This window comes from Rhizobium ecuadorense (assembly GCF_001187535.1).
Lineage (GTDB): Bacteria > Pseudomonadota > Alphaproteobacteria > Rhizobiales > Rhizobiaceae > Rhizobium > Rhizobium ecuadorense.
In genome coordinates this window covers 1-17,303 of the sequence record NZ_LFIO01000386.1, presented here as the reverse complement: position 1 = coordinate 17,303, position 17,303 = coordinate 1, and the positions used below count along the sequence as shown (strand labels likewise).

The window sequence follows — 17,303 nt, the reverse complement described above, 5'->3', positions numbered from 1 at the left end:
ATTGAGCGCGCGGGCCGCGATCGGCCCGCGATCCCAGACACTCAGTTCAGTACGTCCTTCGTCTCTTCGGACTTGCCGCCGCCAAGCTGGGCCACCAGCTGCGAGAGATCGGCTTTGTTCTGCAGGATGTCTTCCAGCAGGCGCTCGAGTTCGTCGGAGCGGTCCGCCTTGCTCATCAGGTCGCGCAGCTGGTTGCGCGCGTTGAGCAGGGCCTTCAGCGCCGGCACCTGATCGACGACCGCGCCGGGTTCGAAATCGGCCATGCTTTCGAATTTCAGCGAAACCGGCAGCTCGGTTCCGTTCTTCTCCAGGGTGTTTTCGACCGAGAGGGTGAGACCCGGCGTCATGCGGCGCATGACGTCGTCGAAGTTGTCCCGGTCGATCTGCACGAACTTGCGCTCGCCGAAAGCCTTGAGCGGCTGCGTCGGGTTGCCGGAGAAATCGCCGAGCACGCCGACGACGAAAGGCAGCTCCTTCACCACCATCGCGCCTTCGGTTTCGACTTCGTATTTGATGTGGACCCGCGGCTTGCGAACCCGTTCCAGTTTCTCATGCACACTTGCCATCGAGGCTCTCCTTCGTCTCATCGGCGGATTGCGAATTGAGGTGCTTCGGATTGCGGCCGGAAAGCCCGGCCGCAATCCGCTAGCCTCCCTTGTCGGTTGCGGGCTGAATGCCGGCCGCCGTCAGCACGGCATTGCGTGTGTGCTGTTCGGGCAGAAGCTCGGCAAGAAGCTCGGAAAAATCCATGCGGCCGCGACGCACCAGCGTCTCGATCGACATGGAGATCGGCGAATGGGGTTCCGTGCGGCGGAAATAGCGCGCAACGGCGATCAGATGTTCGAAGGCCTCTTCCCGCGAACGAATCGCCTCAGCGCCGGCAGGCCGCGTGCGAACGGCCTCGGCCTCACCGGCATCGCCTGTCTGCCGCGGCTCCAGCCCTTGCACAGCAGGCGTTTCAGGTATGGCCGGCGAAGCTTCGAGCCCGGCGATCATCCGGATTGCAGATGCGGCCTCCTGCAAAGCATTGCGTGTATTCGAACTCGGCGGCGCCTGGTCGCCGCAATGTTGGTCAAGTATTTCGACCATGCGATCGAAAGCGGCGATGCACTCGGTCAGCACTCCGAGATAGGCTGACATCTGAGCGACACCGGCTTCTGCTGCTGCCTGCTGCAATTCCTTGCGCCGTTCGGCTTCGTTCGGCCGCTGTGAAAGCTGGAAATCCCAAAGCGAAAATTGTGCGAACTTCCCGTCCGGGATCAACGATGTCAAACGAATAGCCTGGATGAGGGTGCCTTCGCCGCCCACGCCGTTGAGGCCTGCGAAGGGCGCGAACCGTTCCTCGAAATCGCCGTCCCCGATCGAATGCAAAGCGTCGAAATACTTGTCCAAAAGCGACGCGGTTGCAACGTAAACGTCTCGCAATCCTGAGAAGCCGCGCAGCCGCAACTGTGCCTCCGCAAGCCAGGCCAATACTTCGATATCCTTGCTCCGGGAAGAAAGGATTTGCAATCCAAGATTGCTAACATCGTGCCATGCAGGTGCAAGCGAAATAACATCACCGGGGGAAATACTACGTTCGGCTGTACGGGCGGCGTTTCTTGCATCCTTAATTCTATAGTATATTTCACGAGACGAAGTATTAATTCGCACGTTTTCTCCGCACGGGCGGTCGTTCTCAAGTGGGTCTATAATTTCGTCGACGTTCACGCGGTTAAATACCTCAAAAATAAGAGCATCCTGCAGAGATTTCGCATTTTGGGCGGCCTGTATTGGCTTGTCAACCATCTCCGGATGATGACGGATTTATGACGACTTTCGATATGCTCATTTTTTAAAATAGAGTCGTTTTTCTTCTGGACAAGGGTTTATGAGCGCCCTAGTTGTTTCTTCGCATCACGAGAGCGCGCTGAATTTCGACGTAAAAACAGGACTAACGGATGTCCCATATCGATCTCAATCGTCTGATAAGAACGCTTGAGCCCAATCTACGTGTCGGTCTTGAGACAGCGGCTTCGCTTGCCGTGCGTCACCAGCACGCTGTCGTGGACATCGCCCACTGGCTGCGCTCCCTGCTTGATATTGCGGGCTTTTCCGCCGTTTTCGAAGACCTCGGAGTCTCTTCCGCGGCGCTGCGGACCGAGCTCGATGCGGCAATCGCCGACATCGCGCGGGAGGATGGCGCCGCACTTGCGCTCTCGCCCAACCTGCTGGCTCTTGGCCGCGAATCCTTTCTGGTTGCATCGCTGCAATGCGGGCGCAATGTTGTGCTGCTTGCCGATCTGCTTGCTGCACTGCTGAGCGATCCGGCATTGCGTGCGCTTATCCGCGGCATTGCCCCATCGCTGCGCAATCTCGACAGAGCCATGCTCGACCGGTTGCTGGAGCAGGCGGCATCCGATCCGTCGGAACCGCTTTCCGTGCCGGCCGTGACGGCCGGAGATAATGAATTCCTGCGGCTCTATACCCGCGATATGACCGCGGATGCCCGCGCCGGCCGCACCGACCCGGTCATCGGGCGCGACCGCGAGCTGCGGCAGGTGATCGATATCCTGATGCGCCGGCGGCAGAACAATCCGATCCTCGTCGGCGAAGCGGGCGTCGGCAAGACCGCAGTGGCTGAAGCGCTGGCGCTGGAGATTGCCGGCGGCAACGTGCCGGCCCGGCTGAAGGATGTGAAGCTGCTGCTCTTGGATCTCAGCTTGCTGCAGGCCGGCGCGGGTGTGAAAGGCGAGTTCGAGCGGCGGCTGCATGGCGTCGTCGATGCGGTGAAGACTTCCGCGCAGCCGATCATCCTGTTCATAGACGAGGCGCATGGGCTGATCGGCGCCGGCGGACAGGCAGGGCAGGGTGATGCCGCCAATATCCTGAAGCCGGCTTTGGCGCGGGGCGAACTGCGCACGATCGCGGCGACGACCTGGAGCGAATATAAACGCTTCATCGAAAAGGACGCCGCCCTTACCCGCCGCTTCCAGACCGTGCATGTCCGCGAGCCGGACGAGGAGGCGGCGATCCGCATGCTGCGCGGTGTGGCGGAAGGCCTGAAAGCCCATCACAAAGTCCGCATCCGCGACGAGGCGATCGTTGCCGCCGTCCGGCTTTCGGCGCGATATATCCCGGACCGGCAGCTGCCTGACAAAGCGATCAGCCTGATCGACACCGCCGCCGCCGCCGTGGCGCTTGCGCGCCAGACGGTGCCGGAGGCGCTGAAGCTGCTGACCGATGAGCGCGATCTTCTGGAAGCCGAGGCAAGCTGGCTGGCGCGCGAACCGGAGACGCCGGAAAAGCGCGCCCGCCTGGAAGGCATCGCCGCCAAGCAGCAGGAGATCGTCTCGGAAATCGAAGCGCTCCAGTCGAAGTTCGACGAAGAGAACCGCCTGGTCCGCGAGGCCGATCGGCTGGAGGAATTCTTCTCGCCCGACGACGCCGTCACCCCGCTGGCGCCGGCCGACAATTCAGGCGACGGCACGAATGTGGCGCCTTTCCCGCCGCAGGCCATGACCGCCGAAAGCGCCCGGGCAGCCCTTGCCGTGGCGGAGCGGAGCCTTGCGGCTGTGGTCGACCAGACGCCGCTGCTGCCGCGCGTCGTCGACAAGGAAGTCGTTGCCGCCGTCGTCGCCCGCTGGACAGGGATCCCCTTGGGCAAGCTGCTCGCCGACCAGATCGAGACGGTCAAGACGCTCGATATCAGGCTGAAGGAGAGAGTGCTCGGCCAAGACGCGGCGATCGAACGGATTGCTTCGGCCATGCGGGCGGCCCGCGCCGGCCTTTCCGATCCGCGCCGGCCGCCGGCCGTTTTCCTGCTCACCGGCATGTCCGGGACCGGCAAGACCGAAACGGCGCTGTCGCTTGCCGACATGCTCTATGGCGGCAGCCGGTATCTGACGACCATCAACATGTCCGAGTTCAAGGAAGAGCATAAGATTTCCATGCTCCTCGGCTCGCCCCCCGGCTATGTCGGTTACGGTGAAGGCGGCGTGCTCACCGAAGCGGTGCGGCGCAGGCCCTACGGCGTGCTGCTGCTCGACGAGATCGACAAGGCGCATCCGGGTGTTCAGGAAATTTTCTACCAGGTGTTCGACAAGGGAACGCTGCGCGACGGCGAAGGCCGGGACATCGATTTCAAGAACACTACCATCGTCATGACCGCCAATACGGGCTCGGAAATGATCGCCGCCCTTTCCTCCGATCCCGACACCATGCCGGAAGGCGATGCGCTCGAAGCGCTGCTGCTGCCGGAATTGCAGAAGCATTTCAAGCCGGCCTTTCTCGGCCGCACGACGATGCTGCCCTTCATGCCGCTTGGGCCCGAGACGCTGTCCGGCATCGTCGATATCCAGATCGGCCGCATCCGCGAGCGGGTCGGCGCCACCTACGGGACGGCGCTTTTATTGTCGCCGGAAGCCCGTGACGCGCTGATTTCGCGCGCCCGCACCAGCGAGATGGGCGCCCGCGCGATCGAGGTGATGATCGCGCGCGACCTCTTGCCTGTTCTTTCAACGTTTTTCCTCGATGCCGTCGCGGCGGGGAAGAAAATGACGGGGATCACCATCGGATATGACGGGCAACGCTTCGGCCTCGATGCCGAAGAGGCTGCCCCGCAGAAATTCGACACGCCGGGGGAAAACCGGTTGTCGGATGAAGTAGCCCCGAGCCGCAAGCGCACTCGGGGAGCAGGAAGAAGAAAGGCGACTACGCCTTAGACGCAACGAGGCACTCAACCGCCAATAGGAGAGCTGACAGAATGCCGATTTATCTTCAGATCGACGGTATCCAGGGTGATGCGACCCACGAACAGCATCGCAAGTGGATGGATATCGAAGCCATCCACTGGAACGTCGCCCGCAACATGAACACCTCCGCCGGTTCGGCGGCAAACCGCGAAGCTTCCGAGCCGACCGTTTCGGAAGTGATCCTCACCAAGGTCAGCGACTCCTCGTCGACCAAGCTTTTCCAGGAGGCCTGCTCGGGCCGTACCGGCAAGCGCTCCGTCATCCATCTGGTCACGACGGGCAATCCCGGCGACACCTACATCGAGTATTCGCTCGAGAACACGCTGATCGCCAGCTACTCGATCGATTCCAACGGTGACCGCCCCGTCGAGACGATCAAGCTGAACTTCACCAAGATGGAAGTGAAGTACACGCCTTACGACGACAAGCACTCGCCGCAGTCGCCGATGATCGCTTCTTACGATCTGGCAACGACCAAGGCCGCTTAACGACTGGAACGGGCGCCGATCGTGGCGCCCGTTCACTCCATCCTCGTCGCGAGCTGAAGGAAGTCTTTCCCATGGGCGGATTGGCCATCGATAATGTGAAACTGACGAACTACCATCTCATCGTCGAGGAAGTGTTCGACGAAAGCGTTTTCGGCATGGTCGCGCCCAGCTTCAAGGTCAAGGGCGTCAAAGGGATAGGAACCAGCCATCTTCAGGTGATGCGCAGCGTTTATACCCTCGCCATCGGCGAAGACGTTTATTTCAAGGGCCGCAAGCTGCAGGGCTCGCCGGGGGCGCGGGAATTGCTTTCGGAATTCTTCGAATCCGGAACGCAGCTGACGACCCATCCAAATGGCCGCACGACGGTCATGCACCGCTATCTCGGCAAGAAGAACATCTTCACGGCCAAGGCGCTTGAGCATCATAAGGCCTCAGTCACGCTGAATTTCTTTCCGATCTACGGTGAGGACCCGGCACCGACCCGTCTGCTCTACGGCAATCCGGCAATCACCTTCATCCAGAAAGCTGACGAGCGGCCGATGGCAGCCGCCTATTTCAACGGCAATACCAACCGCTTGGAACTTCTTCACTATTTCGATCGGCGCACTCTGGTCGACGGCTTTCTGAAACGCTTCTCGGAAGCATCTGCTGCGGCCGTAGGCTGAGAAGGTCTCTATCGATGAACGATATGTCGTCGGCAATCTGAACTCTTTGATTTTGTGAGCTGGTGGATGAAGTCTTCGCTCGGCAATGGCCGCAATTTGCGCAATGCGTGGAAGCGCGATAGCTGGATGGGCCCTGTTATGGCCATCCTGCTGCTTGTCGACGCCGCGCCCGTCCAAGCGCAGCAGCCCGATATCTGGCGGATGAGCAACCAGCAGCTCCTGGAAGCGCTCAAGGGCGATGCCGCGCCGGAAATCACGAATCCGGAACTTCGCCGGCAAATCTCATACGAGCGTGGCGCGGCCTATGTGGCCGGCGTTGCCGATGCGACAGATGGAAAGAGCTGGTGCATTGAAGGCGGTGTCCTCATTCACGAGCTGACGGACCGCGTCTTCAGCCATCTGCAAACACTGGCGCCGGAGGCTCTGCAGCAGAATGCTGCGATCTCTGTGTCCGCCGCCCTCAGCAAATCCTTTCCCTGCAAAGAAAAATGATTTCAGAGCCGACATGATCAACGTATCCTTCGATGAGCTTTACGCTAATTATCCAAGCAGCGCCACGTACCGGCCTAACTATGTCAGTCAGCAGGATCTTTTTCGCGAGCTTGGTTGGGACGCGCTTCTGAACAATCCGCTCTACGCGAATACCTGCGCCGTGCGCGTCAGCCTGGCCTTGGTGAGGTCCGGCATCAAGATCTCCCCGAAATCCCACAACATCCTCAAAGGCCCGCACGCCAACACGGGCCTAGAGGTCTCGATGCGCCGGCTCGCCGATCTCTTGGCGACCACTCGCTATCTCGGCAACTACGAATCCTACACCTCGGCGACGGCGCAATCCGGTATTGGGGCCCGCAAGGGCGTCGTCGCCTTCAACGGCATACCCGGTTACAGGGGGGGCGGGCATATCGATCTGGTCATCGGAGCCGCCGACGCGGCTCAGTGCGCCTCTTCCTGCTACTACCAATCCCAATCGATCTGGTTCTGGCCGCTCCTTTCGAGCCGCACGTCCTGAGGTTTGAGGTCAAGCCATGAATGATCAGCCCTCCGCCGCCGATTTTATCCAGGCGAACCGTATTCTGAAGATCGTCTCGCCGCTCGGCGAGGACCAGCTTCTGCCGGAGCGCGTGACGATCGAGGAGGGTATTTCCTCGCTCTTCGAGATCAAGATTTCGGCGCGCGCCAAGAAACCATCGGTCAAGCCGGAGGAACTGATCGGCCGGCTGATGGATGTGTCCGTCGAGGTGCAACAAGGCGACGGTGAGGGCGGCGTGCGCCGGCCGTTCAACGGCCTGGTGACCGAACTCAACGAGGGGCCGCCGATCACTCGTGGCCTCAGATCCTATTCCATGGTGCTCAGGCCGCAGATGTGGCTGCTGTCGCGCCGGTCCGATTGCCGCATCTGGATGGACAAGACCTCGGTCGATATCGTCGAAACGCTGTTTTCAGAACACGGCATCCCGGCGCCGGATACGTCGGGCGTCATCACGCCACCACCGCCGCAGCATTATTCGGTGCAGTGGAACGAAACCGACCTTGCTTTCCTCACCCGCCGTTTCGAGGAGGATGGCCTGTTCTATTGGTTCTCGCACGAGGACGGCAAACACAAGCTGCATGTGGCCGACAGCGCCCGCTCCTGGCTCGGCCCGTCACCCTCGGCGCAGGGCGAGGGGCAGGTCCGCCTGGCGCAGGGCTCGGCCGACCGCAACCACATAACCGAGTGGAGCCGGCGCTATTCCTATGTGCCGGGGCAGCGGGCCGGCGCGGACTGGAATTTCGAGACACCGCGCATGGTGCCGGGCACGATGACGCCGTCGCTGGTGCAGATGCCGGAGGCGACTAAACGCGAACTCTACGAATATCCGGCGCGCATTTCTTCCGTCGCTGAAGCCGAGCGGGCGGAAAAACTCAGGATGCAGGCCTCCGAGGCCGACCACGACCGGGTCTTCGGCGGCTCGACATCCCGTATCCTGGAGGCGGGACGCCGCTTCACGCCCTATGAGGTCGCCCACCCCGACCATGCCTATGAAGAGCATGTGGTGGTCAAGGCGACGCATACCGTCGTCGACCGGTCCTATGAGACCAACAGCAACGAGCCCGAATACACCAACACCTTCGAGGCGGTTCCGTCGCGGGTGTCGATGACGCCGCATCGCGAGACGAAGCGGCCGCGCATCGAAGGCACGCAGGTGGCGATCGTTGCCGGTCCTTCCGGCGAGGAGATCCACCCCGACCAATACGGCCGCATCAAGCTGTGGTTCCCCTGGGACCGCAAGGCCAAGAAGGATGGATCGGACACCTGCTGGGTGCGCGTCAGCCAGGTCTGGGGCGGCGGCACCTGGGGCGCCCAGGTCATTCCGCGTATCGGGATGGAGGTGATGGTCGCCTTCGTCGACGGCGATCCCGACCGGCCGCTGGTAACCGGCGTCGTGCCGAACCCGGCCAATGCGGTCCCCTACGACCTGCCTGGTAACAAGACGCGCATGGTCATGCGCTCGAACACCCATAAGGGCACCGGCTTCAACGAAATGACCTTCGAAGACGAGGCCGGCCAGGAAAACATGTTCTTCCACGCGCAGAAGGACCAGACGACGCGGGTGCTGAACGACCGCACCAAACGCATCGACCGCCACGAAGTCTCGGCCATCGGCGCCAACCGGACGGTGGAAGTCGGCGGCAACCAGAAACACGAAGTCGGCGGCTCGATGAATACGGTCGTCGGCGGCACGGGGCCGATGGCGATGGCGCTGATGGGAGCGGTCAGCGGTCTCTCTGGACATACGGCGGGGCTTTTGGCTCAGGCCGGGCAGATTGCAGGCGGCGGCGGGGCCGGGCTTGCGGCCTTTGCCGGCACGGTTGCGTCTTCGGCGCTCGGTTTCCTGGGAGGCGGCGGATTGGGGAGCCGCGAAGGCGTGGTATCAGGGCCGTCGCCGAGAGCGGATGCGGGCACCGCACTCGCCGGCTCCGGCACGGGCGTTGGGGATGCGGCCTCCGGCCTCTTTCCGCTGCCCGGCATCATGAACACGATCGTCGGCGCCTTCAAATCCGACACGATCGGCATTGCCCGCGCCGAGCAGATCGGCATGAGCAAGGTGACCAATGTCGGCCAGACCTCACTCGAAAGTGTGGGCAAGTTCAAGAAGATCGCGGTGGGCGAGGAATTCGTCATCGAATGCGGCGATTCCAAATTCATCATGAAAGCCAATGGCGAAGTGATCATCCTCGGCAAGACGTTCAATTTCGTCGCCACCGAACATTTCCAGATGCGCGGCAAGCCGATCGACCTGAACTGAGGAGGAAGTTGCTTGGAACTGATCAACCGACTTCCCTTTCCAGCCATGGCCTTTCGGCAATTCGACGCCAACGGCGATTTGGATTGCGTCGTGTCGGTTCGCGGGACGTTCGAACATGTTCAGGACGGCAAGTTGCGCTTGCGCCGTGCGCAGGAGGATTTCCAGTGGGAAGACGCCTATGACGGTGATCCGCATCAAGGTGTGCTGTTACGACAAACGGATTTGACGCCCGAGAAGCCAGGTACCGACATAACATTCCTTGGAAGCAGCTACGCACCAGAGGGTAAATCCGCGCAGTCATGGATCTGCAGCTTGCAGGTGGGACATGTCGGAAAGACGCTGAGGGTGCATGGAAGACGATTCTGGCATCCTATCATCCGTGACCGGTGGGCCGGTTTCCTCGCGACGGAACCGAAGCGAGTCCTTAGTGACTGGAAATTGAGTGAAACGGAGCCGACAACGTCTGTTTCCTTGGCCTGGAGCAATGCCTATGGAGGGCAAATACCAGGAACCGGAGACCCGCAAACGGGGGCGCCCAGCGATGTCGAGCCGGCAAATCCACTGGGCTGCGGTGTCGTTAATCTCGATGTCGGACCAGAAGCGGTTCCTCACCTTGCGCCCTCGATCGTGGCAGCCGATGAGACCTCAATCGACTGGCGTCGTCGCTATGAACCGCAGGGGTTCGGACCGATCTCTCCTTGGTGGAGGCCGCGGCAACAATACGCCGGCACCTACGACGACACCTGGCTTTCCCAACGCCACCCACTTCTGCCGGAAGATTTCGACCCACGGTTTTGGCAATGCGCGCATCCGGATCTCATCGCCATGCCCTGGTTGGAGGGAGGCGAGGAATATCTGTTGGAAAACATGCATCCTGAGTTTTCTGTGGCGAGAGGGGCTTTGCCCGATGTGAAGCTCGGGATTCATTGCCGGCGAGAAGACCGCGATGAATGGCATCTCCTCAATCTTGACGGTGTACTTTTCGATTGGCGGAGCGACGGGCGCGTGATCTTGACTTGGCGCGCACGCTTCCCGTTGCCTGATGCTGGCGAAACGACGCTCACGCTAAGCCGTGTTGTCCTTAAGACAAGTGGAGAAGCTGGAAGGGCGGCTGCATGAGCCTGCCTCCACCTCAGGACATGTATGGAGGAGAGCCGCAATACCCTTCGCCGTGGACGACACGCAAACCGCGAGAGGGGCTTCGCGACAACGATTCCGCCCGCATCATCTGCCTCGCGCCGGATGTCTGCAAGACGCCCGTAGGGTCATCGATCGTCCCGATCCCGTATCAAATCGTCGATTATTGCGGGCATGACGCACTTTATACCGACAGCGTGCGTTTCACCTCGCAAAAGGCCATGGTTTTGCGAGCGCACACAACTCATGTCCATGGTGACAAGCCGGGGACAGCACGCGGAATAAAATCGGCAACGGTCGAGGACGTCTGCGAACCGGTGGGGCATGCGGCTCAGGTTCGTGCCGAAGGTTCGCCGGTCATCCGTCATCTTGATCGTTTCAAGATGAACAGTGGGAACACCGAAGGCGAAGCGATTTTCATTCGTGACACCGGAGTTTACGCAGCACCGTTGGACACCGATCCGGTGCGGGGATCGCTGGCTCTTGCAAGCGCCGAGTATACGTCTCTTCCGGGATCCATGAACAATTCGACGGCATTGCCTCCCGGTTCATACCAAGTTGCTCAGAATGCCGGCGGCAGTGTCATCGATGCAGGCGGTGGTCTTTTTGATGGAGCATCCCGAAGGGGCGGAACGGCCACGACAACCACAAGCAGGCCGCTCCCGTCTATGCGTCGCACCGGAATCTGGGCTGCAATCGTCGATGCGCTGACGTCTGGCGGGGTCACAAAGGCCCAAATAACAACGATGCTGTCTGAACTGGATTACTACTCGACGACGCCTGGAAAAGGTTTGACGCCGGCTCAGATGTCGGTGCTTGGCGCTGCTGCAGGTGAAATTCGCGGAACAGCGCTTCCCGCTGGTGATTATGATGCGGCGCAGGCCATTAAGGATCGCGCGTGGAACCGCGTCTTCTCGATGGCCGGCAATCAGGACACAGCGCAGACCGCGGCGGAGAATGTGCGCGTTTCGGCTGCAAAGGCCGAATGCGATGACATTTGTAAGCTTGCGTGCGAATGCATGAAAGACCGCGGCGGTGCGGCAACCTATACCGAATGTGTGGCCCGGAAGCTTCGTGAAAAACATTATGATCCGAACGGACCGCGGCGCTCGGATGGAACGCCTCGCTATCCGAAAAGCCCGAACGCCGACGGGCCGCGTCCCGAGATCAGCTATGACCCTGAGAACGGATATAGCGCCAACCCCAGCAATAATGTTTCTGGCATGCCATCATCTCAATATCCCGTGCGAGGCATGCCAAGACCTGACATATCCTGGTGGAAAGACGGAAAGCTTTGGAAAATTTTCGAGTTGAAATTCCCAACGTCCGGAGGGGATGTTGACGGAGAGACACCGATGCAGGCAAGCGGCGAATATGAGAGGATTGCGCAAAAAAACGGCCTCAATCCAAAGACGGACTACGTCAAGATAGATGTCGCGAAGGACTGTGACTGCAGCAGCGGTACAGCCAAACCTGGCATCAAGTGCTAAAAAAGAGGGCAGAATATGGAATTTCCACGCGATCTTGCACAAGTGCCCGAGGACATTGAGAAACGGGGTGTTCTGCGGGACGAGATGGTTCACAAAGTTCGCTCCCGTGTGGGGATACTTCTGTCCATATATTTCACCGATGGATGGATGCCGCAGAAGCGCGAGGCCATCGTCAACTGCCTGAAAGACTATCTTAGCTTCTTTGCTGATCGGCTAACACATTTTCAGGTCGGCGAAGAACGCAAGATGCGCCGCTACGATGGCACTGATGTAGCCGGTCCCTATGCAGAACTGGCGGACTTGGGACAGGATGAGTTAGCTTATATCAACATGAAGCGAGCCGATCCCAACGAGCCCGATGATCCCTCCCTCTTTCGATTCATGGCATTCGGCCACAAGAAAAGGCCGAGGTGGCCTTCGTCCGGTATCAAAGCTCATTTTCCTCCGGCCTTTGTTTTTGGTGATCCTGATCGGTTTGTGGAGCTGGTGCGCGTTTGGTGCGATCGTGTCTCCGCGATCCACGGTTCTGCTGGCTTAGGTGCGCTTTCAAATCCGGGTTCAGAATTGCCAGATGATGCCTACTATTATCCTTGGCTCAAGCAATATCCGGGGCTGGAATACGACGCCATGGGAAGCTACTGGACAGAAACCGAGGAAGGTGGCTGGGAGAAGCCACGCTCATCAAACTGGCTTACTGTTCTCGGCGACGAGAACATTCGGGCGCTTGGCGGCTCGTCAGCGGCTCAGGCCAAGGTGACGGACGACGTTTCCTTTGTTCGGTTCTCCAGCGGTGTAGTCCTTCGCGCCGGGGCTTTGCCGGTCTTGGGCGATACCGCGAATGGTGGTGTTCCCGAGAGCTATCGCGCGGTCGCGCGGCTCATCAAACCCATTCGCTTTGAAGGCTACAGATGGGGAGTAATCAAGGAGCCGTTTCCAACTGACGGGCCGGAAGTCACTCTCGAATGGCTGCGCCGTTTTGATTGAAAGCGGGGGCGAGTTAAAAACCATAATTGCTGTCGCTTTTGGAGTGGTTTGCAGATTGCCTTGCCGAGCTTGGGTCGCGCGATGTGGTTGCTGAACACACAACGTATAGAGAGACGACGTGTCCAATACCGTACATCAACCGCGTGTAACACAGATGGATTTTCCTCGTGCGGGCTCATCTCAATTCCGGAAAGGACGCGAGGCTAGCAGAAAATCTCAGATGGATCAGCGGTTTGACTGAAAAGGCGAGACCTATGCACCGCCACGGAGATCCAAAATGAAGGAATTTGTTCCCGTTGAATTCGACGCTATTCCGGACCTGGTGACTGACAGCGAATTTCGCAGCTTCGTCGAGACTTATATCTCCGAAGGGTCGGAGTGTTTTGCTGGCGATCTGGCCGAGGGCATCATTCAGGGTGTCGCCGACGTACGCGGTCGCCGCTGCCCCTATCCTGTGAGGCGCATGAACAAGATGCTTATGTCACTGCAGCAAGGAGAGAGGCTTTTGGTTCTCACCGATGATCCGGTTGCAAAGATCGACATCCGGCATGCAGCGCGAGCGAACGGCGATTACCTGAGATGCGCGGCCTATATCGGCAATTTTGATGCGTTTCTAATTGAGAAAGGCAGAGCCCACGACGGAGGCATATGGTCGTGACACGTAAGTTCGGACCAACCACCCCTCCTTCACGCCAGCTTCCGCGATTACACGCTCTACGCCCTACTTTGGGGTTGAAGCGGCAGAAATCTGCTAATGAAAGCTTGAGGCAAGTGGCGGCATGAGCATCCCGCGCGATAACTATGTCGGCGAGCCGAATTACCCAGGGCCGTGGACGACGAGGCAGCCGCGCGAAGGGCTGCGCGACCTCGATGAGGCGCGGATCGTTTCGCTGTCGCCGGATGTCTGCCTGACCCCGGTAGGCTCGTCCGCCGTCCCCATCCCGTACCCGATCGTCGACTATTGCGGGCACGACAAAGATTATACGCCATCCGTCCGCTTCACCGGCAAGAAGGCGATGGTCATGCGCTCCTGCACGACCCACGTCCATGGTGACGCCCCGGGAACAAAAAAGGGTTTCAAATCCGGCACCGTCGAAAATATTTGCGAGCCGATCGGTCATGCCGAGCAGGTACGCGCTGAGGGCTCCCACGTCATCCGCCATCTCGACCGTTTCTGGATGAACAATCGGAACACGCAGGGCGAAGCGATCTTCGTCCGTGGCACACAGACATACGCCCCGCCGCAAGACGACGATCCCGTCTGGGGATCGCTGCGCTTGAATGGCGCCAATGCAGACGAAGGCCGCGTGATGAGCGATGCCTCGCCCGAGCCGCTGATCATGGGTGCGCAATATGCGCAAGCGAATGTCGGCACAATGACGAATGCAGGTGGCGGACTGGTCAGTGGAACGACGAGGGGAGCGACCACATCCGCTCCGCCCACAACGCAGACGCCAACCGCCAGTTGGCCTAAAATTGGTTCGGCGGCGCTCCAAAGATTTGGAATTTGGGGTCGCGTCGGATCGCTGATCTTAGATGACCTCAGCAAAACGCAGGCTGAGAAAGCGGCGGAAGCGCGCGCTTTCCAGACGATCTTCTCTGGCGCAGGTGAACATGTCATGTCTCAAAATCGCCTGCTTGGCGGTCGCGAGCATGTGAGCAATCCTTTGGATATGTTCAAGTCTTCAACCTGGGAAGGGAAGTACGGCCTCATTATCAATGACAATGAACGCGTTCCGCTTGCCAATGATATTTTGTCGACATTAGCCGGAAAGCCGATGGACGTCCGCACAATGTCGGATGCCGAAGTTCAGAATGTTCTCTCGCCCTTCCAGGGGCTATCGGAAGACCAGATCGAGCAGAAGCTCAAGGAAATAACCGAGACCCGGAAAAAGGAAGAAGAGGAGCAGAAGCCGAAGCCGAAGCCAATTCCACCACCTCCGCTTGATCCAGGTTCCAATACGAGGATCGATGACAAAAAGAAGAAAGAGTGCCTTATAGGGCCTTACGACGATATCTTTGGACCATGCACAGCACGTGGCGGCAAGACTCACCACGTCGTACCTGACATGGTCTACCGGTTAGGCGATCGAGCTGGAAAGGTAACGACAGAACGCGTTCCCAACGCCCCAACCGAAGGCCAAGGCGAGTCAATCTGTCTGACGGGCGATGAACATAGCAATAAGAATGACTCGGGGGGAGTGCACGAACACATTCGGAAAGAGTTTGCAGGCATTGACCATCCGGAGTTTCCTGGCACTGCTCCCATGGGCAGGATTCTTCAAAGATCTCAAGCTGCGCTGTTGCAGACAAAGGACATTGACAAGGCTTGCGCAGAGGCTGCCAACGTCCGAGCAGAAGCGCAGGTTAAGGCAAAAACTGGTTTAAGAGCACCCGGTCGCACCAAGGAAAAGCCACTGCCTTCAGGCGATATCGCGAAGGTTCTTCGCAATGGCCGCTATCCCTAACAGATCGAAAGAGTGAAGATGATCGACGCTATCGATGACGACGAAGATTTCGAGGAGCTCTATGGAGCTTGGGAGCCGACGCTTTATGCCGCGGCTATGGCGGATGACTGTTACTTTGCGCTTTTGGTGGGCGGCCCGCGTTGGGATGATCCCTATACCATCATTCTCACCCGCGATGCCGAGGCGCAAACATTCTCGCGCCTCGATGTTCGGCGCGAATTACGAGATGTCAGGGTCGTGCCGCGGCCCGATAATGCCGGTGAACCATCTTATGTGACGCTCAGCCTGAACGGCGACATTTATGTGATCGGTCCCAAAGGCGCGGAGCATTCGATCATTCCCGGAACCCAGGCTGAGACTGACAGCGCGCCAGAGATCTTGTTTACCTCTATTCTACCGGTTGGGGATCAATGGCTGGTTGCGGGTGGCGAAGGCTTCCTGAAGCTTGGCAAAGAAAAATCCTGGCAAGATGTTTCTCCGTCGCTACCAACGGAGTATCCCTACAAGGTGCCCGATTGGACGATTCTTGGGACCAACCAGAACGGCGATATCTTCGTCGTTGGCACGCAGGCGGCAAACACGCGGCATTTCAATCTCTATCCTGGCCATCCGCTTTATCGAGACGGGATGTCTGAGGACGAGGAATTTGAGCTTCAGAAAAAACTTTATGCCGAACTGGATAGCTTTCCGCGTCTAAAAACACTTTTCACCGGTCGGCCCGGCGCCTGGAAGCAGCAGGCACTGCCGGATCGTATCGCCCGGTCTCTTCCCGCTTATTCCTACATTGCCGATGTCGAGAGCGATGGGCCTGACGCTGACTATGTCATCGGCTCCGACGGTTTGGTGATGAAGGGCAATCCGCAAGCCGGCTTTAGCGATATCTCCTCCATCGCCGACCGAGAGAAGAATTTCAAGAACGGCGTTCGGTGGCGTAACGATCTGGTCCTCGCAACCGGCGCCGAACTATTTGGGTTCGATGGTCATGTTGCAAAGCCGTTCGCACCCAAGGTGAAGATGCGCTCCGCTCCCTTTGTCCTGCAACCGAGCGCCCTCTTTGTCCAGAACGATAAGCTCTATGTGTTCGACTACGGGCTTCGTTATTACACGTTGGATGATCAGGGCTGGCATCAACACGACATACCGAAAGAGCTTTCGGCAAGGCCGTTCAAGGGCCGCGACAAAGGATTGCCTTGACCAAGGCGAGCAGCTTGATGAGCATCTGGAGCCAATATGTCTGTTACACCTCGGCGCCCCCTGCAGGAAGTGCTGGATGAATTCGGGCCGCTTAAAAGCGGTACAACGGTTTCTGCTTCGCAGGCTGAGGGCTATCGAGGGAAGCTGCCTGACGCCATGGTCGATTTCTGGATTGAACATGGTCGTGGGCAGTGGCGTGATGGTCTCTATTGGATCTGCGATCCCGAGCCTATCATGCCTATTCTGCATACGTTGTTTGCCGGCGATCCGGAATTCGACTCCGCAAGAATGGTGCCCTTCATGCGTGATGCATTCGGCGAAGTCAGCATCTGGCACCCAAAGTTTAAGCTGATCACGCTCAAGATGAATCTCGGCACCCTCACCACCACCGACATTACTACCCACGTCATCGAGGGCATCCCTCCGTTCGATGACGATATGGCGGTAGCTGCCGCCGTGGACGCCAGTGTTTTCGATATTAACGGCTGGGTGGATTCTACGACCGGTAAGCCTGTTTTCGATGCTGTCCGCCGGCGGCTCGGGTCGATCGGCGCCGATCAGGTCTATACTATGGCCCCGCATTTTCGCCTTGGAGGCGATGGCGCCGCCAAGGATTTTTCAATCGGCGGCTTCATCGAATATCTGGGCATTCTATCGCAGATGGGGTCCTTTGCATTTGAACGCTATGTCGATCCGAAGGAGGGCGGACGAGGTGCCTTTGGGCATCTCGAAGCTGTTCGTACGATCGGACATGACCGCCTGATCGATTGATGCTTAGGTGCACTCCGCACGATTAGGACATCTAGAGCAGGTCCTGCGATCGATGAATCGAATGTGAGGTGACGTAGCGAGCCGCA

15 protein-coding genes are annotated in these 17,303 nt (G+C 59.1%); 13 read left to right on the top strand and 2 right to left on the bottom strand.

Features of this window, described 5'->3' with window-relative positions; genetic code table 11:
* Positions 1-41: 41 nt before the first annotated feature.
* Both tssB and tssA read right to left on the bottom strand, forming a co-directional pair.
* Positions 42-566, bottom strand: coding sequence for a type VI secretion system contractile sheath small subunit (gene tssB, locus AF337_RS10015; RefSeq protein WP_049732063.1), 525 nt, complete (start codon positions 564-566; stop codon positions 42-44).
* Positions 567-645: 79 nt separating this feature from the next.
* Complete coding sequence (tssA, locus tag AF337_RS10010) at positions 646-1,710, bottom strand: type VI secretion system protein TssA (RefSeq protein WP_082336785.1); 1,065 nt, start codon at positions 1,708-1,710, stop codon at positions 646-648.
* Between the two features lie 230 nt (positions 1,711-1,940).
* Here tssA and tssH point away from each other — a divergent pair, with 230 nt between their 5' ends.
* From tssH to AF337_RS09940, 13 genes are all read left to right on the top strand, one after another.
* Positions 1,941-4,703, top strand: a complete 2,763-nt coding sequence (gene tssH, locus AF337_RS10000) for a type VI secretion system ATPase TssH (protein WP_049732060.1) — start codon at positions 1,941-1,943, stop codon at positions 4,701-4,703.
* Between the two features lie 41 nt (positions 4,704-4,744).
* Positions 4,745-5,221: an Hcp family type VI secretion system effector gene (locus AF337_RS09995; RefSeq protein WP_003575677.1), complete on the top strand. Its 477-nt coding sequence runs from the start codon at positions 4,745-4,747 to the stop codon at positions 5,219-5,221.
* A 71-nt stretch (positions 5,222-5,292) separates the two neighbouring features.
* Entirely contained in the window at positions 5,293-5,886 is a 594-nt protein-coding gene (locus tag AF337_RS09990) for a hypothetical protein (protein ID WP_049732059.1), read from the top strand.
* Positions 5,887-6,024: 138 nt separating this feature from the next.
* Positions 6,025-6,378, top strand: a complete 354-nt coding sequence (locus AF337_RS09985) for a Rap1a/Tai family immunity protein (protein WP_202813700.1) — start codon at positions 6,025-6,027, stop codon at positions 6,376-6,378.
* Between the two features lie 13 nt (positions 6,379-6,391).
* A complete protein-coding gene (locus tag AF337_RS09980; RefSeq protein ID WP_244471209.1) occupies positions 6,392-6,895 on the top strand; it encodes a type VI secretion system amidase effector protein Tae4 in 504 nt (167 codons plus the stop codon).
* Between the two features lie 16 nt (positions 6,896-6,911).
* Complete coding sequence (gene tssI, locus AF337_RS09975) at positions 6,912-9,173, top strand: type VI secretion system tip protein TssI/VgrG (RefSeq protein WP_049732058.1); 2,262 nt, start codon at positions 6,912-6,914, stop codon at positions 9,171-9,173.
* Between the two features lie 12 nt (positions 9,174-9,185).
* Positions 9,186-10,292, top strand: coding sequence for a DUF2169 family type VI secretion system accessory protein (locus AF337_RS09970; protein ID WP_049732057.1), 1,107 nt, complete (start codon positions 9,186-9,188; stop codon positions 10,290-10,292).
* Positions 10,289-11,800 carry a DUF4150 domain-containing protein gene (locus AF337_RS09965; protein WP_049732056.1) on the top strand — a complete coding sequence of 504 codons (1,512 nt, stop codon included), beginning with the start codon at positions 10,289-10,291 and terminating at the stop codon, positions 11,798-11,800. The genes AF337_RS09970 and AF337_RS09965 overlap by 4 nt, the downstream gene beginning before the upstream one ends.
* A gap of 15 nt (positions 11,801-11,815) precedes the next feature.
* Positions 11,816-12,784: a type VI immunity family protein gene (locus tag AF337_RS09960; RefSeq protein ID WP_049732055.1), complete on the top strand. Its 969-nt coding sequence runs from the start codon at positions 11,816-11,818 to the stop codon at positions 12,782-12,784.
* A 277-nt stretch (positions 12,785-13,061) separates the two neighbouring features.
* A complete protein-coding gene (locus AF337_RS40060; protein ID WP_049732054.1) occupies positions 13,062-13,442 on the top strand; it encodes a sulfurtransferase TusA family protein in 381 nt (126 codons plus the stop codon).
* A 121-nt stretch (positions 13,443-13,563) separates the two neighbouring features.
* Positions 13,564-15,252, top strand: coding sequence for a DUF4150 domain-containing protein (locus AF337_RS45205; protein WP_049732053.1), 1,689 nt, complete (start codon positions 13,564-13,566; stop codon positions 15,250-15,252).
* An 18-nt stretch (positions 15,253-15,270) separates the two neighbouring features.
* The gene (locus AF337_RS09945) at positions 15,271-16,446 is read left to right on the top strand and encodes a hypothetical protein (protein WP_049732052.1); all 1,176 of its coding nucleotides are present in this window, start codon (positions 15,271-15,273) and stop codon (positions 16,444-16,446) included.
* A 36-nt stretch (positions 16,447-16,482) separates the two neighbouring features.
* Positions 16,483-17,217 carry a GAD-like domain-containing protein gene (locus AF337_RS09940; protein WP_049732051.1) on the top strand — a complete coding sequence of 245 codons (735 nt, stop codon included), beginning with the start codon at positions 16,483-16,485 and terminating at the stop codon, positions 17,215-17,217.
* Positions 17,218-17,303 lie beyond the last annotated feature (86 nt).